The organism is Antarctobacter aquimaris (assembly GCF_900184945.1).
Taxonomy (GTDB): Bacteria; Pseudomonadota; Alphaproteobacteria; order Rhodobacterales; family Rhodobacteraceae; genus Maliponia; species Maliponia aquimaris.
The window spans coordinates 31,776-53,253 of record NZ_FXYF01000009.1; the positions used below are offsets into that span (position 1 = coordinate 31,776).

Sequence of the window (21,478 nt, forward strand, 5' to 3'; positions counted from 1 at the left end):
GCCTATGTCCGATGTTCGCCTGATTGAGCGCTGGCTGCCAATGGCGGAGCTGAGTGAGGAGAGCGTCAGGGAGCGGCGTATGGCAACAGCGCTTCCGCCGATCAACTTTCTTCACGTTTGGTGGGCGCGACGGCCTCTTATTGCATCAAGGGCAGCAATTCTTGCGTCACTTGTTCCGGCGACGACCGATCATCAAGACTTTCTAAGAGCAATCGGTGTTCACGGTGACCCTGTTAAGGTTCGCCGGAAAATAGATATGGCGAAGAAAACCGGAGCTGATCTTGGTCCGGACCCATATGGCTACGGGCGTGCTTACACATATGTGCCCACTAAGGCAGAACTACGGAAGACCGGTCTATTCGACCAAGAGCGCCCAGTTGTGCTTGATCCGACAGCCGGAGGAGGCAGTATTCCGTTTGAGGCGACACGACTTCGGCTTGAGACGTTTGCCAATGATCTCAACCCCGTTGCGGCTACCATTCTTCGCGCCACGATTGAGTTTCCTGAACGATTTGGCGATGCGCTTATTGATGAGTTCCGCATTGTTGCGGCTAGGCTTGGGGATCGCCTTAACTCTGAGCTGAAGGGCGTCTACCCAAAGGAAGATGGCAGGGTTGACGCATTCTTGTGGGCGCGAACAATAACTTGTCCCTATTGTTCAGGCCGAGTTCCGCTTGCTCCGAATTGGCGGCTTGGTCCAAACGATGTCGGTATAAGGCTGGTCCCTACGCTTGGAGCCGGTCCGCATGACGTCGGGAGAGTTTGCGAATTTGAGGTGGTGCATTCGGTCGAGGAACAGTCGGAAGGCACAGTGTCGAATGGCGATGCGACCTGCCCATTTTCTGACTGCGGCCGAGTAATCGACGGAGATGAGGTTAAGAAGCAAGCACAGGCTCGCGAAATGGGCGAACAGCTGTTTGCCATCGCAGCGAAGCGCCGTGTTACACGTTTGACGAAGACCGGAAAAGCACGCGAGGCGTGGGAGCGGCATTACAGAATACCCGATAAGTCAGATGATAATCTGGAAGAGATTGTCCGTTTGGTCGATTCGAAGATGCCCGACTGGCTTGCGGCAGGCTCAATTCCAACTGAGCCAATTGACGACATCTCGAACTATGATCGTGGGCACCGAATGTACGGCATGTCCGAGTGGAAGGACCTGTTTAATCCGCGGCAGTTTCTTGTACACGCGACCGCATCAGATCAGTTCCGTGCGCTAGTTGAAGCTGACCAAGAAGCGGGCACTTTGACGGAGATCCGAAAAGCGGCTTACGTATACTTGGCGTTTAGCTTGGACAAGTTCAGGGACTACAACTCCCGCCAGACTCGCTGGCATGTTCAGCGCGAAGTTATGGTTAACACCTTCGATAGTCACAACTTTGCTATGAAGTGGGCATATGCGGAGATGGCGATTGCTTTGGAAGGTTTCGGTTTCGACTGGGTTGTAAGCCAAACCGAGGAAAGCTTAACAAGAATTTGTAGGCTTGTTGACAGAGCGGGCGCGGATGCGGGAACGCTGTTCGCATTGGCAGAAGATGAAGAAGACCATGCCGGAATTACAGTAAGTTGCAAGTCTGCGGGAAGTCTCGACCATATTTCTGATGGAACCGTGGACGCCGTAGTTATGGACCCACCATATGGCGCGAATGTCATGTACGCTGAGTTGTCGGACTTCTTCTACGTCTGGCTAAAGCGGACAGCGGGGTTGGTTTTCCCAGAGCTTTTCACCAGATATCTGACCGATAAGTCGAGCGAAGCTGTCGCAAACAAGGCGCATTTCAAAGGCAAAAAGGGTGCTGATGCGCTCGCCAACCGAGACTATCAAGAGAAGATGGCCGCGATCTTCGCGGAATGCCGCCGTGTCCTGAAGCCGAACGGCATCATGACCGTTATGTTCACCCACAAGGAAACCAGCGCCTGGGACGCGCTGACTACTGGCCTGATCGAAGCCGGGTTCATCATCACCGCCTCGTGGCCGGTGAACACCGAAGCGGAAGGCTCGCTCCACATCAAGGACAAGGCCGCCGCAAACTCCACGATCTTCCTCGTCTGTCGCCCGCGCCTAGCCGGGCAGAGCGACGAGACGACCTATTGGGAAGACGTCGAACCCTTGGTGGCCAAGGCCGTCCGCACTCGGGTGGAAGAATTCCAGAAAGCCGGGATCGGCGGCGTTGACCTATACCTCGCCTCTTTCGGCCCAGCGCTGGAAGAGTTCTCGCGCCACTGGCCGCTGAAGCGCGGCACGCCGCGGGCGGAGCCTCTGGCGAAAAAGCGGCGCAAGCAGGCGGAACTGTTCGAAGAAGAGTTCGATCCCTACGCCGTGACGCCGGAAGACGCACTCGACGCCGCTCGGCGCGAGGTGAAGACATGGCGCCTGAACCAGCTGACCCACACCAAGGGCCGCGCCGATCTGGATCCGACGACCTCGTGGTTCGTGCTGGCCTGGGATGCCTTCAAAGCGCCCAAGTTCAGCTTTGACGAAGGGCTGCGCTTGGCGCGAGCCGTCGGTGCTGATCTCGAAGGCCAGTTGATCGGCAAGATCTGCGAAAAGAAGGGTTCAGACATCGTCCTGTGGGACAGCGCGACCCGGGCTGCGAAAAGCGGCCTTGGCCCGGCCGATGGAACACGAGCGATGATCGACGCGATCCACCACGCCGCCCACCGCGGCCGGACACGCACGCTGGAAGGCGCGCTGGATCTGCTGAAGGACGCAGGGCTGGAGAATGATCCGCAGTTCCTGGCCTCGCTTGAGGCCGTTTTGGAAGTGCTGCCGCCGTCGCGGAGCTTTGTCGGGTTCGACGTGGCAACTGGCGATGCCAAATCTGCCGCTGATGACTTCGACTCGCTTGAAAAGCTGCGGCGCCTTGCGTTCTCGGACCAGGTGGATGAACCCCAGCAGCTATCACTGTTCGCGGAGGAGGCCGTTTGAGCCTGCTGCGCGACACCGCTTGGCGCCTGAAGTACACGCCGGACGATGGTGACCTCGTCCGCCTGTTCTACGTTCCGGCTCTCCGATCAGCGACGCGCTATGACCGGCTGACGGGCTATTTTTCGTCTCGCGCCCTCGCATTAGCGGCGCGGGGCATCGAAGGGCTGGTTCTCAACAACGGCAAAATGCGGCTGATCGTGGGCTGCACGCTGGGCGAGGAGGATGTCAAGGCGATCGAGCGTGGTGAATCTCTGCGAGATGCCGTTGAGCGAACGATCCAGAAGATGCCACCCTTGACGGGCGATCCCCGTACCGTCGATGCCCTAGAACTTGTCGCGTGGATGGTGGCCCAAGGCTATCTTGACGTTAAGCTGGCTGTCCCCTGCGATGCCAACCGGCGCCCCATTCAAGATGACAGCATCTTCCACGAGAAGACGGGCATCATCGAGGACAAGACCGGTGATCGGCTCGCCTTCAATGGCAGCATCAACGAAACCGAGTACGGTTGGACGCGGAACTGGGAAAGCTTCAACGCCTTTACGTCGTGGAATGACGGCCCTCGCGTAGATGAAGAGGAGGCGAGCTTTGCGAAATTGTGGGCCGACAAAGCGCGGCGAGCAATTACGCTAGATGTGCCGACAGCGCTTCGGGCTCAACTCCTGACGTTCCTGCCGGATCCCGAAAGGCTACCTAAGCGCCTTGTCGAACATGACGACGAAGGCAAAGAACAATTTGCACGCAGACCTAAACCTGGACGTGAAACGGCAAGAGACCCCGGTGCGGTTGCCCCGGAGCCTGTCGCTTCTATCGATGAAGAACGTCAGTCCGTATGGGAGAGAATAGCGAATGCGGCCGTTCAGCCGGTTGGAGGAGATCGTGTAGGGGAGGCGACCGCTGCCGTTGTCCCATGGCCCCATCAGATCCGGGCTTATCACCGTCTCTACAACAACTGGCCGCCGAAGCTGTTGATCGCCGATGAAGTAGGGCTGGGAAAGACAGTGCAGGCCGGGCTGCTACTTCGGCAGGGATGGCTGGCCGGCAAGCTGAAGCGCATCCTCGTCCTTGCGCCTAAGAACGTCTGCAAGCAATGGCAGATTGAATTGCGTGAAAAGTTTAACCTGAATTGGCCGATTTACGATGGTCAGAAGCTGACATGGTACAGATCACCGGCGCGCAATCATGACTTTGAGAAACCCGTATCACGCGAAGGCTGGCATCAAGAGCCCTTCGTGATCATGTCAAGTCATCTGGCACGCCGCCAAGATCGGCAACGCGAGATCCTTGACGCAGCCGATCCATGGGACCTTGTCGTACTTGATGAAGCGCACCACGCCCGGACCAAGGGAGCGGGAACGCCTCAGGCCAAGGGCCCAAACCGTCTTTTGCAGTTGATGCGTTCGCTGCGTCGCCGAACAGATGGGCTGATCCTTTTGACAGCGACTCCATTGCAAGTCCACGCAACTGAACTCTGGGATTTGCTCGACCTACTCGGAATGCCCCCGGAATGGACACCGGATGCTTTCGTTCGCTTCTTTTCCGAAGTCGCCAAGGAACCGGTTACGAACGAGAGCCTCGATTGGCTCTCTGCGCTCTTCCGTGCAAACGAGGCGCATTTTGGCGAGATGGCGCGGGCGGATGCTGAGCGGCACACACGTCTGAGTGGGTTAAAATGCCGGAAGGTTCTTCAGGCCCTGCGCGATCCAGTGTCTATTCCGCGCCGTCAGCTGTCTCCGGAAGAGCGACGAGCGGCAATTATGATCATCAAGAGATCAACTCCAGTCAGCGCGCTCGTGTCGCGGCATACCCGTGAACTGCTTCGGAAATACTTCAAGGCGGGAAAGCTTTCCACGGCTGTCGCCACGCGGCAAGTCGAAGACAGGTTCATTCCACTGTCTAACGAAGAGGGTGATCTCTACAGCCAGGTCGAAACTTACATTTCTGATACATACAACGGTGCCGCACCCGATGCTCGCAATGCTGTGGGTTTCGTAATGACCATCTATCGGCGGCGTTTGGCTTCCAGCTTCCACGCCCTTCGTCAAACGATGGAGAAACGAAAAGGCGGGGTCGGCGGACTTCTTTCCGCGGCGGATGAAGCTCGGATTGATGAGAATATCGCCGACCAGGTCGAAGCGGGGGAAGAGATTGATATTGAAACCGTGTCGGAGGACGAACGTCGGGCTCTCGCGTTCGAAGAGATCGCGACGATCGAGACCATCGTTCATGACATCGGGCGCCTGCCAACCGATACAAAGGCCATCGAACTCACGAAGGTTCTTAGTGAACTAAAGGGCAACGGCTATCCGCAGGTGATGGTGTTCACCCAGTTCACAGATACCATGGACTACCTGAGAGACTTGCTCGTCGGGTCAGGAAAGTCTGTGATGTGTTTCTCTGGGCGCGGCGGCGAAGTGCACAATACTGATGGCACATGGAGTATGATCACGCGTGACGAAGTCAAGAGACGCTTCAAGGAAGGTCGGTCAGAGGTTCTGGTTTGTACAGATGCAGCCGCCGAGGGACTGAACTTCCAATTCTGCGGCGCCTTGGTGAACTACGATATGCCATGGAATCCTATGCGGGTTGAACAGCGCATCGGGCGTATCGATCGTCTCGGCCAGCGTTTCTCAGATATCCGAATTATCAATCTGCACTATGAAGACACAGTGGAGGCAGACGTGTATCGCGCTCTCAGGAGCCGCATCTCGATCTTCGAAAGGGTAGTTGGCGGGCTTCAGCCGATCCTTACGCGTCTACCTCGGCTAATCGAAGAGTCCGTTTTGTCGAAATCGACGGCGCCTGAAGCCAAGCGGGACGACGCACTGCAGGCGCTCGACAACGCGATAGCAGCGGGGGAAGGATCAGCGCTGAACCTAGATGAGTTTGCTGATGAAGATATCGAGGTGCCAGCACGCCCCGACCCCGCAATCTCCCTTGCTGATCTTCGGGCAGTTCTGGATCGACCTATCCTTCTCCCGCTCGGCACAGAGGCTGTTCACCTTAACGAGAAGGATTATCGACTGATCGACGGCTTTCTGCCGAACGCTGTACGTGTAACGGTTGACCGTGAATTTTATGAAATGCACTCCGATAGCGTTGAGTTTTGGACGCCTGGCAGTCCAGCATTTCCGGCGCTGTCAGCCTACCGACGTTGAATTCCGATCCCAGTACCATCCGCCATCCAAGTGTTTTTCATAACTGGGCAACAAACGCCGAAGATTTTTCTGATTTATTTTCAACATCTTATAGAGAATTCACCGGATCCGTGCAGTCATCAGGTCCGGAGAATATCGGCCCTGAGAGACCGCTTCCAAGCCTCCCGACGCAGGTGCCGGTGCTCAGCCCATCCCGCATAACCCTCGAATACAACGAGAAAATCCGGCCGCAGCCGGATCGGGAGAACGCGTTCGCGAGGGCAAGTGGCGGAGCGGGAGGGTCTGACCTCGAACCTTCTCCACCCTAAGCCATTGTTTTCTCGCGTACTGCCCGATGCACGTGGAGCAAACCATTGACCTTCTTGAGCGAGAGCGGGAGCCGGACATATAGCATCACCGCCGGGCGGATGATCTTGGGTGACGTCTTGAAGTACAAGAAGGGGCTGACTGCGGTCATGGCGGAACGCTGGTCAGCCCCCTGCCCCGCCTCAAGCCGGGTTCTTCTGACACTGCCCGTGCGGAGATCCGCGCCTCCAGGTCCACATCGCTGAACAGCGACCGCTCGCCTCGTCCGCCCCGCGCAGAAACCACTTGCACCGAGCGCGGCAACCACAGAAGTAGTCTGTTAGCGATTAATCTCATGCGTCGACCGCGCCCTCTAAATGACGCGGCCGAGTTCATCGTACGAAGCCGATTCGAATAGCTCAGACTGCTTCCTCAGAGTGAGATCTCGATGTGCTCGACTTCTGCCTTTGATGCGCCACGATATGCGGTAACTTCTATCTCCACCTTGAATTCCGGGGCCCCCAGTGGCGAACAAGTTACTGTGCGCTGCGGATCTATACCGTGAAATCTTTCACCGACATAATCCATGACAGCGCGGGCATCGGCGACATTCGGAATGAAGATGCGGGATTGCACAACATCTTCAATGCAGGAGCCAACCGACTTCAGGGCGCCCTCGATGTTGTGAAAACACTGGCGGGCCTGCTCGACCGGGTCGTCTGACATCTCCCGTGTCCGGTAATTCCTGCCGGCGGTGTTGGAAACGAAAATCCAGTTGTCGACGGCGACGATGCGTGAGTAGCTTTCTTTTGTTTCGAAGATCGAGCCGGATTTGACCTTGGTGATTTTGACCATTCGCTTTCCTTTCGTGGGTTGTGGTAAGGTGCCCCGCCAATTCGTTCTCTACGGGATGTTCGGTATCGGGACGGTCGGGCCGTCAGGCGTTTAAGCCGTAGATCTCGCGGGCGGTGGCAGCGGTGATGCGGCCTTCGGCGAGATCCCGGGCGACCCGTGCGGGATCGCGCCGCTCCGGCGGGCCGTAGCCGCCGCCGCCTGGCGTCACGATCGCGACCACCTGTCCCGGCTGCAGATCGACCATGCCATCGAACCGGGTGCGGCCATCTCCGAAATCGAGCCGTGTGCCAGAGGCTTCGCGCCCACCGTCCAGTCCCCACGGATGCGATGCAACGCGGGAACCCTCAACGGTGAAGCGGCAGGCCGCCTCGGCACGGTAGACACGGCGGATGCCAAGACCTCCGCGGAATGTGCCATCTCCTCCCGATCCATCGACCAGCTCGTAGCGCAGAAGCGTCAAGGGATACTCGCCCTCAAGGGCCTCGACAGGCAGGTTGGAGGTGTTGGTCAGGCTGACATGGATGCCAGAAAGGCCGTCCGCCCAAGGCCGGGCGCCTCCCCCGCCGCCGATGGTCTCAAGATAGACCCAAAGCGACCCGTCTCTGCGCGTGCCGTTAAAGATCGCTCCTGTGCAGCATCCGTTGCCTGCGGCCATGACCCGGCCAGGAAGCGCCTTTGCAAGCGCGCCATATATCACGTCGCATACGCGCTGGGCGGCGGCGATGCGCCCGTCGACGGCGGCCGGATGGGTACAATTCAGGATGGATCCTTTGGGCGCGGTGACGGTCAGGGGCCGCGAAAGGCCTGCATTGGGCAGGATCGACGGATCGACCACGGACTTCACTGTGAAGAAGGTCGCGGCCAAGAGCGACGTGTAGATCAGGTTCAGGCCAGCACGCACCTGCGGTGGACCATCGAAATCGAGACGCATCTCGTCCTCCGCTACGGTAACCTTGACCGAGAAGATCATGGATCCATCCCGCTGGTTGCTGTCGAAGCTGTCGGAAAAACTGTAGGTTCCGTCGGGGATCGCCCGGATGCCCGCGCGCATCTTGCGTTCGGCATAGTCCTGAAGTGCATCACCGGCCGCCAGAACGATGTCCGTGCCGTACTTTTTGCAAAGGTCCTGCATCCGTTGCACGCACAGCCGGTTCGCGGCCATCTGCGCCCGCAGGTCAGACAGGCGTTCGCGCGGCACCTGGCAGTTGAGCAGGAACATGTCCTGCAAGTCGGAATTAAGGATTCCCTCGCGATACAAGCGCACAGGCGGAATCCGCAGACCTTCCTGGTAGATGTGGTCGTGCCCGCGATCCGCAAAATCCGAATGGTGGGCCGTGTTGACCGCCCAAGCGATCAGCACGCCGTCAACGAAGATCGGCTCCGCCAGAACGATGTCGGGCAGATGGGTGGCACCGCCTTCATAGGCGTCGTTGGCGATGAACACATCGCCCGGCCGGATATCCTGAAGGGCATGCCGGCGGGTAATGTGTTCGATGACGCCAAGAAAGGATCCGAGATGCATCGGAATGTGCTCGGCTTGGCACAGCGTGTTGCCGCGATGGTCGAACAGGGCTGTGGAGCAGTCCCGCCTTTCCTTGATGTTGGTGGAGTAAGAGGCGCGCACCAGTGCCTCGCCCATTTCCTCGACAATCGACATCAGAGCCGATCCGATAACCTCGACGGTAATTGGGTCGATCGTGGTCATGCCTTGGTCTCCAGGATGAGGTTGCGGTAGGGATCCACGGTCGCCGTCATGCCTGGAAGGATCACCGTGGTGGTGTCCATCTGTTCGACGATAGCGGGCCCGGTGACGACATGGCCTGATCGCAACTTGTCACGGGACAGGACCGGGCAATCGACAAAGCCTTGAGCCTCCGGTAGCCAGACGTCGCGGCGCCCTATCTCTGCCGCGGACGCGTCGGGGGCGCCGACGGGCTCTGCCCGAAACTCTGCCTTGTCCACCACACCCGCTGCCTCAATCCGTAAGGTCACGAGCTGGATCGTTTCACCCTCCGCGACGAAGCCAAACCGCTGGCGGTGCGCGGCCTCGAAACGCTGGCCAAGCAATTCAAAACTGCTTTCGGTGATTGGGCCATCGGGCACCGATACCTGCAACTCGTAATTCTGGCCGCGATAGCGCAGATCGGCAGTGCGGATGAGCACCTGCCGTTGAGGGCTGATCGACTCCGCGGTGAACCAATTCGCGGCCTGCACGGCCAGTGCGGCAAAACCCTCCTCGACACCGGACGTACCTTCTGACGTCAGATCCAACAGCCTCGACACCGCAAAATCTGCGCGAAGATCGGTCAGGAGAAGCCCCAAGGCGCAAAGCGTGCCCGGTGTCGGCGGGACAATGACCTTTGCGATGTCGAGGTCGCGCGCCAGACGTGCGGCATGTAACGGCCCTGCCCCGCCAAAGGCCATGAGGGCATAGTCCCGGGGATCGTACCCACGCTGGACGCTGATGACGCGGATCGCCTTCGCCATGTTTGCAGTAACCACCGAGACGATGCCCTGCGCCGTCTCCATCAGGCCCAAGCCCAGCCGATCGGCTAGGCTCTGGACCGCGGCCACCGCCATGTCGCGGCGGACCTTCATCCGCCCGCCCAGGAGCTCAACGGGGTTCAGGGTCTGCAGTACGATGTTTGCGTCCGTCACAGTGGGTTCGCTGTTGCCGAGCCCATAGCAAACCGGTCCGGGATACGCTCCGGCAGACCGCGGCCCCACCTTCAGAAGCCCGCCAGAATCGACATGTGCAATTGATCCGCCGCCTGCGCCAACAGTGTGGATATCCAGCATCGGCGCCTTGATGGGATAGCCGTGCACCTCGGCCTGGCCCGTCAGATTGCATTGGCCCCCTGTCAGAAGTGCCACATCAGAGGACGTGCCTCCGACGTCGAAGGTGATGACATTGCCGAATCCAGCCATTTGCCCGATCGCCTGCGCCGCCACCACGCCCGTTGACGGGCCGGACAGCACGGTGCGCACTGGCAGGCTGGCTGCGGCATCAAACCCGATCACCCCGCCATTGGACTGGGTCAGCTGCGGCGGCACAGGAAGCCCGATGTCGCGAAGCCGTTCCTTCAGGCGATGGATATAACGGCTCATCACGGGGCCGAGGTAGGCGTTAACGACCGTAGTGGACAGGCGCTCGAACTCGCGGAATTCGGGAGCAACCTCATGCGACACGGAAACGAAGACATCCGGAAGCTCCTCGGCAAGGATACGCCGGGCGGCTGCCTCGTGTTCGGTGTTGAGGAAACCGTAAAGGAAGCAGATGGCGACGGCTTTGACCTCAGACTTCTTGAGATCGCGGATGCGGCTGCGAAGTGCAGATTCGTCAAGGGCCAGTTCAACGGATCCATCGTGCCGGATGCGTTCAGGTACCTCTTGGCGCAGATCGCGGGCGACGAGTTCGGCGGGCTTCTCGGCCGCCATGTCGTAGAGATTTGGGCGCCGCTGCCGACCGATCTCGAGTAGGTCCCGGAAGCCGTCCGTCACGATGAGCCCAGTCCGCACGCCCCGCCCCTCGATGAGCGCATTTGTGGCGACTGTGGTGCCGTGCCCCATAAAGGACAGCTCCCCTGGAGCCGCGCCGACTTGGGCCAGACCCTCGACTAGGCCGTCTGCAATCCCGCGCGACGGGTCGTCCGGCGTGGAAGGGACCTTCCAGATCTCGAGCCGCCGCGTCACGTCATCGAAGAGGCACACGTCGGTGAATGTGCCTCCGGAATCTACGCCGATTCTCCACGCCATCGCAGTCGCTACCCTCCAGATCTAGGCCGCCGCGCCGGCGACGACCAATTTGGCCCGCCCGAAACGGGACAGGCGAAACGGGGTCGGATCGACGCAGGGCGTAACGCCGCGGACGATCTCCGACATCAGTCGCCCGCCCCCCGGCCCGATTCCAAAGCCATGGCCGGAATAACCGGCGGACAGGAATAGCCCCGGTACTGCCTCGACGGCCCCGATGACCGGTATCGCGTCGGGCGTGGCGTCGATCATGCCGGCCCAGCTGTGTGTGATTCGAGCCGTTTCAAAGGCGGCAAACGCTTGCCGCAGGCGGATCAGGCTCTGTCGATTAAAGGGTTCGTGCGGGACGGGATCCAGCACGCGAATCTCTTCGAACGGCGTTGTCTGGTCGAGAGACCAGCTTCGCGGCATCCGCAGCTCGGTGACGAACTGGCCTCCGACACGCAACTTCAGCTCGCGCCAACTACGCACGAGGGTCGGGAGAAAGTCAAAGAACAGGCGGAAACTGTCTGGTGTTATCGGAGCCACATTGGCGTTGCGCAAGGCCACCGTGTAGCCTCCGTCAAGCCGCCTGCGAAAGGCCAAGTCGCCGCCGCCAACCGGCATGTCGGGAACTCCTTCGACTCCATCCACCCGCGCGGCCGTGCCCAGAATGCGCAATTGCGGGAAGTCCACCCCGACGTTGCCTAGGAACAGCCGTGACCAGACGCCGCCCGCCAGAACCACTTGGGACGTCCGAACCGTGCCCCGTTCGGTCACGACTGAGCTGACGCGGCCGGCCGAGGTCTCGATTCCCCGGACAGCGCAATTCTCGACGATGCGTGCGCCCAGCCGCCGGGCGGCTCTGGCCATGGCCGGAACGGCTTGCCCGGGTTCGGCACGGCCATCGTTCGCTGTATGCAGGGCCATCCGGTAACTGCCATGAATTCCGGGCAGGAGGCGGGCCAGCGCGGAGCCTTCGATGATCTGTGTCGGCACCCCCGACTTTGCGGCGGTTTCTGCCCAAGAGGAAAACTCTTTGATCTCTCGAGGAGTGCGGCAGACGTAGGTGATGCCGGTTTCCCGGAAACCGGTGTCTATGCTGAAATGCCGATCAATCCCCCGCCATAGCGCCAGGCTTTCGATTGCGAGAGGAACTTCTGCGGCATCCCGACCCATCTGCCGCACCCAACCCCAGTTCCGCGAGCTTTGTTCGGCCGCGATCTGGCCCTTCTCGAAGAGGGAGACCTGAACCCCCGCCTCGGCAAGAAAAAGCGCGGCAGTCACACCCGCGATGCCGCCGCCAACGACAACCACCTCGCTTGCGTCGGGCACCGGATCCGAAGCTCCGATCTTGTCCAATGACGGAATCGGCATGATGCCTCCCTCAAAGCGTGTCTTCGAGCCGGCAGTTGACCAGCATCTCGGCTACGGCGGCATTGTTCGGTAGTTCGATCGCGGTCCGAACGAGTTCCGCGATAGTCTCGGGCTGGATCATGTCCTCGGGGCGGACCTTGTCGGTGTAGGCGCTCATCGACGTGTGCACGAAACTCGGGCAGATAGCGGTGGCGCGAATGCCCTTGTCCCAGCCGACTTGTCGGGTGGTGTGGTGCAGACCCATCATGGCGAACTTCGTCATGTTGTAGCCGACAAGCGAATTGCGAACCCGCTTTCCCGAGAGAGAGACGATGTTCACGATCCGGCCGCGCCCGCTTCGCTCAAGATGCGGAAAGCACAGCCTGATAAGTCGCGCCGGCGCCTTCACATTCACCGTCCAGAGCCGGTCCAGCGCGTCCTCGTCGTCATCCAGGAGATGGACATGCTCGCCGTTTCCAGCGTTATTCACCAGCACGTCTATGCCGCCAAAGCGCTCCACAGTCTTGTCTACCCACGTGCTTGCGCTGGTCCGATCAAAGGCGTCGAAACGAACGTGAATACGTCCGTCATCGCAGGCCCCGTGCTCTGCATCGAGCGACGCTTCGTTGCGCGCACCGAGCGAGAGACGGTACCCAAGATCCCCAAGATGGTGCGCAATCTCGGCACCGATTCCGCGGTTCGCGCCCGAAATCATCACGACCGGCCCCAGGTGCTCGCTTTTTTGCATGAAAGCTTTCCTTTTTTTGCCAACGATTCGCCCAGAGTCCTGGCTATCGATGCGCGTTTATGATGTTTTGTGAAAGCTACTTGCTTGTCAAGCTACTGAGGAGCTTTTTTCTGCGATCGCCATGGCCCACAGGTACTGCGGGGAGGCCTGACTGGCCTTTTTGGCAGGTCGACATGCGGAGATGCGACCTTTTCTTGACAAAAGCTCCCACCATGTGGCTATGATGGTGCAGCCGCGCGCTAGAACGTTCAAACAAACGCGCAGGTAGCGATGGTTTGCTCGACGCGCGGTCGGCAGCCACATATCGCGACCGAAGAAGGGAGAATGCAGATGAACCTCACCCGTCGCAGGATGTTGGGCACGACCGCCGTGGCCAGCTTGGCCACGCTGGTCGGACGCCCCACGATGGCACAGTCCGTTCGTTGGGACATGGCAGATGAATATGGTGCGCAAGCGCTGTCCGGGCAGGCCGCGAACTTCTTCATCGCAGAACTACAGCGCCGGATCGGTGATGCAGTACAGATCACATACCAAGGCGGCGGCGCTCTTGGCTATAAGTCGGCCGACCATTTCGACGCGGTGTCGAGCGGCGCCGTCCAAGCTGCTGTGACACTGCTCACGCAGCTGGGCGGGATCGACCCGCTGTTCAATCTCTCGTCGCTGCCGTTCATCGCTAATTCCCCCGAAGACGCCTACAAGCTGTGGCAAGCCGCGCGAGCCGAGTATGCGAAAGTCTTCGAGGAGAACGGCATGGTTCTGCTCTGGGCGATGCCCAACCCGCCCTCTGGAGTGAATGCGCCCGTGCCTATTACCACGCGTGAGTCTCTCGCCGGACTGCGCATCCGCACCTACGACGTCAATGGCACGAAAACCCTGATCAACGCCGGTGCCGCGCCGCTGCAAATCGCGTGGGCAGACCTGATCCCGCAGCTCTCGACCGGAGGAATCAATGCTGTCCTAACTTCAGCTGACGGAGCCAAGCAACTCTCGCTCTGGGACTACGTTACCGACTTCACCGAACTGAACTACGCGATGGGTCTGTTTGTCTGCCACGTGAACAAAGATGAGTTCGATGCCCTGCCAGAGGAAGTGCGAGCCGCGATGCTCGACTCGGTCGAGTCCTGCGATCTGTTCAACTGGGAAAACATGGTGGCCAGCATCGAGGCAGCATATAGCGTCATGCGCGAGAACGGCATGACGATCACCATGGACGACGAAGTGCCGGCCGAGGTCTTTGCCTTCCTGCGCGAGGCGAGCGCGCCAGTACATGAGGAATGGCTGGCGCAGACCGGGGATCGGGGCGCGGTAATACTTGAAGCCTACGAAGCATCGCGTTCAAGCTGACAGAAGTGGATATCGCGGCGGGGCGCCCACCGGGCTACCCGCCGCCACACATTCGAGACCGGAGGTTCGACTTGGACAACACTCGCCCCCCGGAACTGGCCGAGATCGAGGCACCAGAACATCCCGACGTGACGGATGATCCGTCATGGCTTGTCGCGTTAGCGCACGTGTCAACGTGGGCAAACCGTGCCGCTGCAGCAGTGGCGGCAATGCTCCTGATTGCCATGACAGCGCTCATCCTCGTCGAGATCGCGATGCGACTCTTCGGTAAGTCGACCTTCATGGCCGATGCTCTCGTGGGTTATGGTGTTGCTGGCCTGACATTCCTCGCTGCGGCCTGGGCGCTTGAAGACGGCGCAATGATCCGCGTCTCGGTGGTCACGAATCTGCTCCCGCCCCGCGCGAGATTCATCGCAGAGGCTTTCACGATCTTGTCGGTCGGCGCGCTGCTCGCGCTCCTCCTTATCCATCAGTGGAGTACGGTATCGCGGCTTTATACAAGAGGCTCGGTATCTCAGCACTTCTTCCCTATCCCGCTGTGGATCCCCGAGGCGCTTTTTCTCTCAGGGCTTGTCTTGCTGACTGGCCAGGTCATCGTCCGAGGCCTTCGGTTGATCGCCGTCGGCCATAGCGACGAACGCCCCCTGTCCCTTTAGGCGGAGTCCACCCCATGTCGCTTGCGCTTTCGTCTCTAATCGTACTCGGCCTGTTGGTGCTGTTCCTGGGAGCCGGCGTCTGGATCTTCGCCGGGCTGACCTTAGTCGGGGCCGTCGCCCTGAACGTGATCCTCGACTATAGTTGGACACGAATAGGTACCATCGCTTCGCAGGTCATATCGTCGTCGGCCGTATCCTGGGAGCTTGCGGCCATCCCCATCTTCATGTGGATGGGTGACATCATATTTCGTACAGATATTGCACAGCGGCTGTTTCGCGGACTTGCGCCGCTGGTCGCGCCGATTCCGGGCGCTCTTTTGCATACGAATGTTCTGGGCTGCACGATATTCGCCGCGATTTCAGGGTCTTCGACGGCCACAACGGCAACCGTGGGCAAGATCACCATCCCCGAACTGTCCCGACGCGGCTACGACCTTCAACTCGCGTCCGGGTCGTTGGCGGGTGCCGGAACATTAGGTCTGCTGATTCCTCCGTCCATCGCGTTGATCGTCTACGGCGTGCTGGCCGAGGTATCGATCGCCAAGCTGTTCGCGGCGGGTGTTGTGCCGGGCCTGATGATAGCGGGTCTCTATTCCGGTTATCTCGCCATTCGAGCCTTGATCGACCCTACTATCGCTCCTGCTTTCGATGGCCGACTGTCCGTGAAAGTTGTGCTTCAAGGCTTTGCCGAACTGATACCAATCCTGATTCTCATGACCATTGTGCTGGGATCGATCTACAGCGGCATTGCTACCCCGTCGGAAGCGGCAGCAGTGGGCGTGCTTGGAGCCGTCTTGATCACCATCGCGACTCGTCAGTTCAGCATCGCGATGATGCGCGAGAGTCTACTTGGTACCTTGAGGGTGTCCGCCATGATCCTCATGCTGATAGCGGCCTCATCCTTCCTTTCTGCTGCGATCGCATTCCTGCATCTGCCCGCACAACTCACTGAGGGAATTGCGGCCCTGGACCTTTCGCCGTACGGCCTCTTGCTGATCCTCGCGCTGGTCTACATCGTGCTCGGGATGTTTCTTGACGGCACATCGATGACGGTAATGACGGTTCCCATCGCCGTTCCCCTGATCGTGAGCGCCGGGTTCGATCCTCTCTGGTTCGGGATATATCTCGTCATAATGATCGAGATGAGCGCGCTGACGCCGCCCGTGGGACTAAACCTCTACATCCTTCAGGGGCTTACCGGCGAGGATATGGGGCGCACGATCCGCGCGGCGTTGCCTTTTTTCTTGTTGCTTTGTCTCGGCACCGTGCTGATTGCCTTTTTCCCAGGTATTGTGCTCTGGCTTCCCGGGCTACTTTGATGACGCGGGAAACAAGAGCAGGAAAAATGTGATGATCGAGCAGGACGACATCCTTTCCGATGAGATGCTGCCGGCCGAGCGGCGGCAGCGTCTTATCGACTGGTTCCGCGACAATGCAGCCGGATCGAGCCAAGATCTCGCGCAGATGTTTAGCGTATCGGTCTCGACAATACGCCGCGACCTCGACCTCCTTGCGTCGGAGGGCCTAGTGCGGCGAACCCACGGCGGCGCAGTTCGGATCCGATCCCGATCGACGTTCGAGTTGTCCACCGATCAATCGCGTCGCGTGGCGGTCGAAGAAAAGCAGGCTATCGTGCGCGAGGCAATGAAGTTGATTGAGCCGGAGCAAAGCCTGCTGATCGACACTGGCGGCGTGATCGCGCACATCCTCGCCGACCAGATTGCGCTCCTCGATATGCCGCTGACGGTCGTTACAAACGATCTTTATGTCGCCAACGCGTTGACTTATCGAGAGAACATCAAGCTGATCGTGCCAGGGGGAACATGTCGGTATGGCTCATACAGCCTGCTCGGGGAGCCCGGATTGAGTTTTCTGTCGGACATTCGGTGTGAGATTTTCTTCATGTCCACGCAGGCTATCGACGAGGAGTGTGCGTCGGAGACGAACCTGGACCTCGTGCAGCAGAAGCGGGCAATGATCCAGTCGGCGAGCACCGTGGTGCTGATCGCCGACAGTGTCCGCTTCGCTGCACGAGCTCTCTACAAGACGGCCCCCATTGAAGATATCGACTTGATAATTACCGACGAAGGACTGGCCGAGGAAGATCGGGAGCGCTACCATGCCGCGGGTCATAAGCTGTTGATCGCTGCGATGTAGATTGCGCTCGACGCCGAACCTCACCGTTTCCGAAGTTCCCGAGATGTCGCCGCCCGGCGGGCTGTTAGGTTTCAGGGTGCTGACATGTGTGGACGGCTCCGTTTGCGCAAGGGTTGATTTGAGCTGGGAATGATCGTCGCGGGGTGCGGTCATGTGTCCAGCCTGTGCGCGCGGTGCTTCTGACCGCTGGCCCTGATGAAGTCCGCATGCCTGGTCCCAATCAGACTATCGAGCTGTAACGCCCTTCCAGCACCTCGGGGTATCCCGGCAGCGGTCCCGTTCGATCATCATCACTCACGTCTGCCCTTGCATTTCGTCGCGGTGCCTTCGGAGCGCCGCCATGTCCTCCTTCGTTCAGATGGCCGGTGCGGCCCTGTAGCTCTCTCCCTTCGCAAGCAGCGCCCAGGCGGTGCGCGCGGTCTTGTTGGCAATCGCCACGGTCACGAGCCGCGTTGGCTTGCGCTCAAGCAGGGATCTGACCCAGGCCCCGGTCCGGCTGTCGGTGGTTGGCGCGCGCCGGGTTACCGAGGTCGCGCCGACGACCAGCAATCGGCGCAGATACCCGTTCCCCATCTTCGAGACATGACCGAGCCGATCCTTCCCGCCGGAGGAGTTCTGTCGCGGCACGAGCCCAAGCCAGGCCGCGAACTGACGGCCCGATTTGAAGACGGACGGATCCGGCACACTGGCCGCGAGGGCCGTGGCGGTGATGATGCCTACACCCGGGATCGTCTCAAGCCGCTGGCTTGCCTGGTTCTGCCGGTGCCACGCCATGAGATGGCGTTCGATCTTGCCGATCTCGTCCGCCAGGCTCTCGAGCTGCGCGGCCAGCGACAGAAGCGCCGACCGAGCAACGGCTGGCAGGTCCAGCCCGTCGTCCGGGTCGCTGAGGCGTCGGGCGAGCTCGACAACCTTCCGTGGTCCCTGCGCGGTGATCATCCCGAACTCCGCCAGATGTGCTCGGATGGCGTTGAGGATCATCGTGCGCTGCCGCATCAGCAGGTCGCGCGACCGGTGCAGGACGAGGACCGCCTGTTGATCTTCGGTCTTCACCGGCACGAAGCGCATGTTCGGTCGTGTCACGGCCTCGCAAATCACCTCGGCATCGGCCGCATCATTCTTCTGACGCTTCACGTAGGGCTTCACATATGCGGGCGGGATCAGCCGCACGTCATGGCCGAGAGCCGCGATCTCCCGCGCCCAGAAGTGAGAGCTCGGGCAGGCTTCCATGCCGATCAGGCAGGGCTCGAGCCTCGAGAGAATGTCGAGAAGCGCCCCGCGGCGCACCTTCTTCTGCAGGACAATGGCGCCATCCCTGTCAACGCCATGCAGCTGAAAGACAGACTTGGCGAGATCGATCCCGAGTGTTGTAATCTCCATGTGGTCGGCTCCTTCCTTTGTTGGCTGTCACCCAGCACCAACATGGCACAATGCGATGCCGTCGGGGTGGAGCCGTCCACACCATCAGACTAATCGAAATATTCTCAGCTGGGACAGAAACCCTGTCCTTTATGCCGCGCAGAGGCCACACCATTCGGCGAGAGCGGCGGCGAGTTTAACTTAAGGAAGGCTCAGGTGGAGAGGCTACGTTCTGTGTTGAAGTGGTTCGTGACGGAGGCGTGGACGGATGCGGACTTCTGCAAACTTCGCATGCGCCGGAACCGAAGCATTGCCCGCTCCCGTCTTAGGACCAACAAGCATCACTAAGAGTCACAGGCCCGCGCCTGCTCCCGCATCACAGCATAGTCACTGAGTATCTCCTCGATCACGGATCCCTCCGGCAACAAAGCCAGTTCCTCGGCCGCACGCGCCTGGAACTCCCGGCTGTATTCGACGACCGGTGGACAGACCCCGAGCCCACCACCGTTAGAAGCGCCCGCCGCGCAGCCGCTCAGCCAGATCGTCGCGAGAACGGGGGCGACGCGCCGCAGCCTCGAGCATCCGCCGTTGGACATCATTGGCCTTCTCCATGGTCTCGAGCTGCTCGACCAGCCGCCCGACGCGCTCGCCGGAGCGGCGCAAGGCCAGCAGGAACAGAAGGATCGCGAGCGCGGTGACGCCGTAGCGGAGCGCCGTGCGCGCCCAAGCTGATCTGGCGAGCTTTGCGAGAAGCCCGCCGATCACCGCCGCCCCCGGTGCCAGTCGTCGAGCCGTGCGTAGATGGTGATTGCGATGCCCACGAGCGCCACCGCGATGAACACCAGGCGCAACGTGTCGAGATACGGCACGAGCGGCAGGATGGCGGTCTGGGTCTCGGCAAGGACGCCCTGCGCCACCTCGACACCCGCAGCACCCAGCGTCGCTACGCCGGCCGCCCCGCCACCTTTCATGGTGCGGCTGTCGGCAAGCACTTCGCGTGCGGGCGGCGTCTCGGCTGCAAATTCCGTCGCCCGGACCGGGAACCGCTTGCCCCACTGCCTTGCGGGCCCGAGATCGACATGGATGAAGCCCGATCGCGGGTAGAACCCGAAACCGAGGAATCCGACCTCGCGCGCCGCGGCCTCGAACGCCACCGGATCGTGGTTTGCCATCGCGATGTCGAAGGCCGCACCGTCGAGGTGTTTCGACCGGGTCGCGCCGCCGACAGCACGGTTGTGCTCGGGGCTGCGATAGGCGGAACGGACGATCAGCGGCTTGCCCAGCCGGTCGCGCAGCGCCTGCAGCCTGTCGAGGGCCGGTTCGTTGATTAGCAGCTTGCCGGTGCCCCGGCAGGCGATCTCGGCGGGCGAGAAATTCGGCCAGCGCCAGGTGCCCTCAGGCACGTCGCGCCAGTGGCGGTGGAAAGTCGTGGTCATCGGGTCCTCCGAAAACGAATAACCCGCCTCGAGGGCGGGTCATTGCGGGCTGATGGATGGGGATAGGGAGCGACTACGGGCTGCCGCCGAAGATCTTGAGCTTGATGGCGATGCCGGCGAGCAGCGCCAGCATGACGCCGGTGGTGATCATGCGGACGGCGGTCTGCATCGCGGTGCGCCGCACCATACGGATGCAATCCACGAGGGAGCGTAGATCGCGGATGTCGAGCGCGGCCTCGTCGCCGTCGAGACCAACATCAGCCAGCGCGCGTTTCGCGCCTTCCTCGGCCGCGCGGGTCAGGATGGCCTCGAACTCGGCGTCGGGCATGCGCACGAAGCCCTCGGATCGGGGTGGGTTCATCGGATCCTCCTTCCGCCGCTCAGCCGACCTTGCAGCCCCAGAAGGACGTGTGGTCGGCGGCGAAGTAGCCGTCCGCGACCCGGAAATATCCCTGCAGCTCGACGGTGTCGCCTGCAGTCAGCGGCACCATGGTCTGCAGCCAGATCGCGGTGGCGAGCGAGACGTGGGTGGCGGAGATTTCGCCGAGGGAGCCGCGGATTTCAGTGGTGCCGTTCAGGACCAGCCGCCCGCGCATGCGGGCCGTGGCGCTGGCGTTGATCTTGTAGAGCAGCGTCGCGCCGAAGAGGTAGGTGCCGTCCACGGGGGCGACGAAGTGGTTGTTCGCAGCGTCGAAGGCGCCCTGGTCGTTGGTGTCGGTGTTGTTGAGGCCGATCTTCGTCCAGGTCCCGACGCCCACGTAGTTGTCGTAGTTCGTCCAGGCCTTGAAGCGGGGCAGCCGGGGCTGGTCCACAATGCCGGTGGCGTTGTCGACGCTGAGCCCGTCGAAGAAGGTGCTGCCGTCGGCCGAGACCGCGATCCGGAATCGGTCAGAGCCGAAGAGGCCGACCAGCGCCTTGGTCACGAAGCCGGTCTGGAGCGTCAGGCCGAGATCGTCGCCCGCAGCCTCCTTGTTCATGGTGTAGAAGAGATCGCCCGTGCCGCCCTCGGCCACGGTCTTCGCCGTCCAGAGCGCCGCGTTCAGCTTGGCAGAGAACGGGTTCGCAGCGTCGGCTGCCGTGCCCAGTCCCAAGAGCTCAAGGTTCTGCAGCGCCGTCGGCGTGGTGCCGACCCAGTTTGCGCCGTCATAGACCAAGAGCAGGCCTTCGTCCTCGACCCACGCGCGCCAGCCGGTCCGCGGCGGAAGTCGCAGCCAGGCGCCGTCGGTCCAGAGCGCGACGTTCAGGTCCCAGCCCGCCCAGTCGCCCGTCGCGCCCGAGCCGACGATGTAGCGGTCGCCATCGGCGGGAGAACCGGGCGGTGCCGTCAGATCCCGGTCGAGGACGGAGAGCTGGACGAGCCCGTCGAGGATCCTCAGCGCCTCGTTGTGGGTGACATGCTTCTGGGCCTGCGCCGCGAGGATGTAGGGCAGCAGGAGATGGGTCGTGGCGTCGGACATGGGATGGCC

General features: G+C 60.9%; 16 protein-coding genes and 2 pseudogenes. 6 read left to right on the forward strand and 12 right to left on the reverse strand.

Translation table 11 applies throughout. From position 1 onward, the window contains the following. Positions 1–4: 4 nt before the first annotated feature. Positions 5–2,929, forward strand: a complete 2,925-nt coding sequence (locus MAA8898_RS15975) for a DUF1156 domain-containing protein (protein WP_094022030.1) — start codon at positions 5–7, stop codon at positions 2,927–2,929. Beyond that, on the forward strand, positions 2,926–6,084 hold the full coding sequence (locus tag MAA8898_RS15980) for a DEAD/DEAH box helicase (RefSeq protein ID WP_094022031.1): 3,159 nt from the start codon (positions 2,926–2,928) through the stop codon (positions 6,082–6,084). The genes MAA8898_RS15975 and MAA8898_RS15980 overlap by 4 nt, the downstream gene beginning before the upstream one ends. Positions 6,085–6,424: 340 nt before the next feature. Here MAA8898_RS15980 and MAA8898_RS26770 read toward each other — a convergent pair. The 6 genes and pseudogenes from MAA8898_RS26770 to MAA8898_RS16005 form a co-directional block, all read right to left on the reverse strand. Then, a pseudogene (locus MAA8898_RS26770) lies at positions 6,425–6,541 on the reverse strand (IS6 family transposase); the annotation flags it as partial. Between the two features lie 260 nt (positions 6,542–6,801). After that, positions 6,802–7,224 carry a RidA family protein gene (locus MAA8898_RS15985; RefSeq protein ID WP_094022032.1) on the reverse strand — a complete coding sequence of 141 codons (423 nt, stop codon included), beginning with the start codon at positions 7,222–7,224 and terminating at the stop codon, positions 6,802–6,804. An 82-nt stretch (positions 7,225–7,306) separates the two neighbouring features. Next, positions 7,307–8,929, reverse strand: a complete 1,623-nt coding sequence (locus MAA8898_RS15990; protein ID WP_094022033.1) for a hydantoinase B/oxoprolinase family protein — start codon at positions 8,927–8,929, stop codon at positions 7,307–7,309. Further along, positions 8,926–10,980, reverse strand: a complete 2,055-nt coding sequence (locus tag MAA8898_RS15995) for a hydantoinase/oxoprolinase family protein (RefSeq protein ID WP_094022034.1) — start codon at positions 10,978–10,980, stop codon at positions 8,926–8,928. Before MAA8898_RS15995 ends, MAA8898_RS15990 begins: the two co-directional genes overlap by 4 nt. 21 nt (positions 10,981–11,001) lie before the next feature. Further along, positions 11,002–12,333: an NAD(P)/FAD-dependent oxidoreductase gene (locus tag MAA8898_RS16000; protein ID WP_094022035.1), complete on the reverse strand. Its 1,332-nt coding sequence runs from the start codon at positions 12,331–12,333 to the stop codon at positions 11,002–11,004. Positions 12,334–12,343: 10 nt separating this feature from the next. Next, a complete protein-coding gene (locus MAA8898_RS16005) occupies positions 12,344–13,060 on the reverse strand; it encodes an SDR family NAD(P)-dependent oxidoreductase (RefSeq protein ID WP_094022036.1) in 717 nt (238 codons plus the stop codon). A 330-nt stretch (positions 13,061–13,390) separates the two neighbouring features. On the opposite strand from MAA8898_RS16005, the gene MAA8898_RS16010 reads away from it, so the two are divergent. From MAA8898_RS16010 to MAA8898_RS16025, 4 genes are all read left to right on the forward strand, one after another. Continuing rightward, on the forward strand, positions 13,391–14,404 hold the full coding sequence (locus MAA8898_RS16010) for a TRAP transporter substrate-binding protein (protein WP_094022179.1): 1,014 nt from the start codon (positions 13,391–13,393) through the stop codon (positions 14,402–14,404). Positions 14,405–14,475: 71 nt separating this feature from the next. Then, positions 14,476–15,060, forward strand: a complete 585-nt coding sequence (locus MAA8898_RS16015) for a TRAP transporter small permease (protein WP_094022037.1) — start codon at positions 14,476–14,478, stop codon at positions 15,058–15,060. Positions 15,061–15,074: 14 nt separating this feature from the next. After that, positions 15,075–16,379 carry a TRAP transporter large permease gene (locus MAA8898_RS16020; RefSeq protein ID WP_094022038.1) on the forward strand — a complete coding sequence of 435 codons (1,305 nt, stop codon included), beginning with the start codon at positions 15,075–15,077 and terminating at the stop codon, positions 16,377–16,379. Positions 16,380–16,410: 31 nt separating this feature from the next. Then, complete coding sequence (locus MAA8898_RS16025) at positions 16,411–17,217, forward strand: DeoR/GlpR family DNA-binding transcription regulator (RefSeq protein WP_094022039.1); 807 nt, start codon at positions 16,411–16,413, stop codon at positions 17,215–17,217. A gap of 354 nt (positions 17,218–17,571) precedes the next feature. On the opposite strand, the gene MAA8898_RS16030 is transcribed toward MAA8898_RS16025, so the two are convergent. The 6 genes and pseudogenes from MAA8898_RS16030 to MAA8898_RS16060 all read right to left on the reverse strand — a co-directional run bounded on the left by MAA8898_RS16030 (position 17,572) and on the right by MAA8898_RS16060 (position 21,469). Then, positions 17,572–18,597 carry an IS110 family RNA-guided transposase gene (locus MAA8898_RS16030; RefSeq protein WP_094022040.1) on the reverse strand — a complete coding sequence of 342 codons (1,026 nt, stop codon included), beginning with the start codon at positions 18,595–18,597 and terminating at the stop codon, positions 17,572–17,574. 129 nt (positions 18,598–18,726) lie between these two features. After that, a pseudogene (locus tag MAA8898_RS26775) lies at positions 18,727–18,902 on the reverse strand (IS6 family transposase); the annotation flags it as partial. Between the two features lie 181 nt (positions 18,903–19,083). After that, positions 19,084–19,341, reverse strand: coding sequence for a hypothetical protein (locus MAA8898_RS16045; protein WP_094022042.1), 258 nt, complete (start codon positions 19,339–19,341; stop codon positions 19,084–19,086). Continuing rightward, on the reverse strand, positions 19,338–20,012 hold the full coding sequence (locus tag MAA8898_RS16050; RefSeq protein ID WP_094022043.1) for a YcbK family protein: 675 nt from the start codon (positions 20,010–20,012) through the stop codon (positions 19,338–19,340). Before MAA8898_RS16050 ends, MAA8898_RS16045 begins: the two co-directional genes overlap by 4 nt. A gap of 73 nt (positions 20,013–20,085) precedes the next feature. Next, positions 20,086–20,373, reverse strand: coding sequence for a DUF6127 family protein (locus MAA8898_RS16055; protein WP_094022044.1), 288 nt, complete (start codon positions 20,371–20,373; stop codon positions 20,086–20,088). 19 nt (positions 20,374–20,392) lie between these two features. Further along, a complete protein-coding gene (locus MAA8898_RS16060) occupies positions 20,393–21,469 on the reverse strand; it encodes a DUF2793 domain-containing protein (RefSeq protein WP_094022045.1) in 1,077 nt (358 codons plus the stop codon). Positions 21,470–21,478: the final 9 nt, after the last annotated feature.

What these genes read in the sequence shown, in the direction of transcription:
- MAA8898_RS16005 (WP_094022036.1), bottom strand. Translation starts at nt 13,060, where the DNA reads ATGCAAAAAAGCGAGCACCTGGGGCCGGTCGTGATGATTTCGGGCGCG.
- MAA8898_RS16000 (WP_094022035.1), bottom strand. Translation starts at nt 12,333, where the DNA reads ATGCCGATTCCGTCATTGGACAAGATCGGAGCTTCGGATCCGGTGCCC.
- MAA8898_RS16020 (WP_094022038.1), top strand. Translation starts at nt 15,075, where the DNA reads ATGTCGCTTGCGCTTTCGTCTCTAATCGTACTCGGCCTGTTGGTGCTG.
- MAA8898_RS15985 (WP_094022032.1), bottom strand. Translation starts at nt 7,224, where the DNA reads ATGGTCAAAATCACCAAGGTCAAATCCGGCTCGATCTTCGAAACAAAA.
- MAA8898_RS16050 (WP_094022043.1), bottom strand. Translation starts at nt 20,012, where the DNA reads ATGACCACGACTTTCCACCGCCACTGGCGCGACGTGCCTGAGGGCACC.
- MAA8898_RS16060 (WP_094022045.1), bottom strand. Translation starts at nt 21,469, where the DNA reads ATGTCCGACGCCACGACCCATCTCCTGCTGCCCTACATCCTCGCGGCG.
- MAA8898_RS16025 (WP_094022039.1), top strand. Translation starts at nt 16,411, where the DNA reads ATGATCGAGCAGGACGACATCCTTTCCGATGAGATGCTGCCGGCCGAG.
- MAA8898_RS15995 (WP_094022034.1), bottom strand. Translation starts at nt 10,980, where the DNA reads ATGGCGTGGAGAATCGGCGTAGATTCCGGAGGCACATTCACCGACGTG.
- MAA8898_RS16010 (WP_094022179.1), top strand. Translation starts at nt 13,391, where the DNA reads ATGAACCTCACCCGTCGCAGGATGTTGGGCACGACCGCCGTGGCCAGC.
- MAA8898_RS15975 (WP_094022030.1), top strand. Translation starts at nt 5, where the DNA reads ATGTCCGATGTTCGCCTGATTGAGCGCTGGCTGCCAATGGCGGAGCTG.
- MAA8898_RS15990 (WP_094022033.1), bottom strand. Translation starts at nt 8,929, where the DNA reads ATGACCACGATCGACCCAATTACCGTCGAGGTTATCGGATCGGCTCTG.
- MAA8898_RS16055 (WP_094022044.1), bottom strand. Translation starts at nt 20,373, where the DNA reads ATGAACCCACCCCGATCCGAGGGCTTCGTGCGCATGCCCGACGCCGAG.
- MAA8898_RS16030 (WP_094022040.1), bottom strand. Translation starts at nt 18,597, where the DNA reads ATGGAGATTACAACACTCGGGATCGATCTCGCCAAGTCTGTCTTTCAG.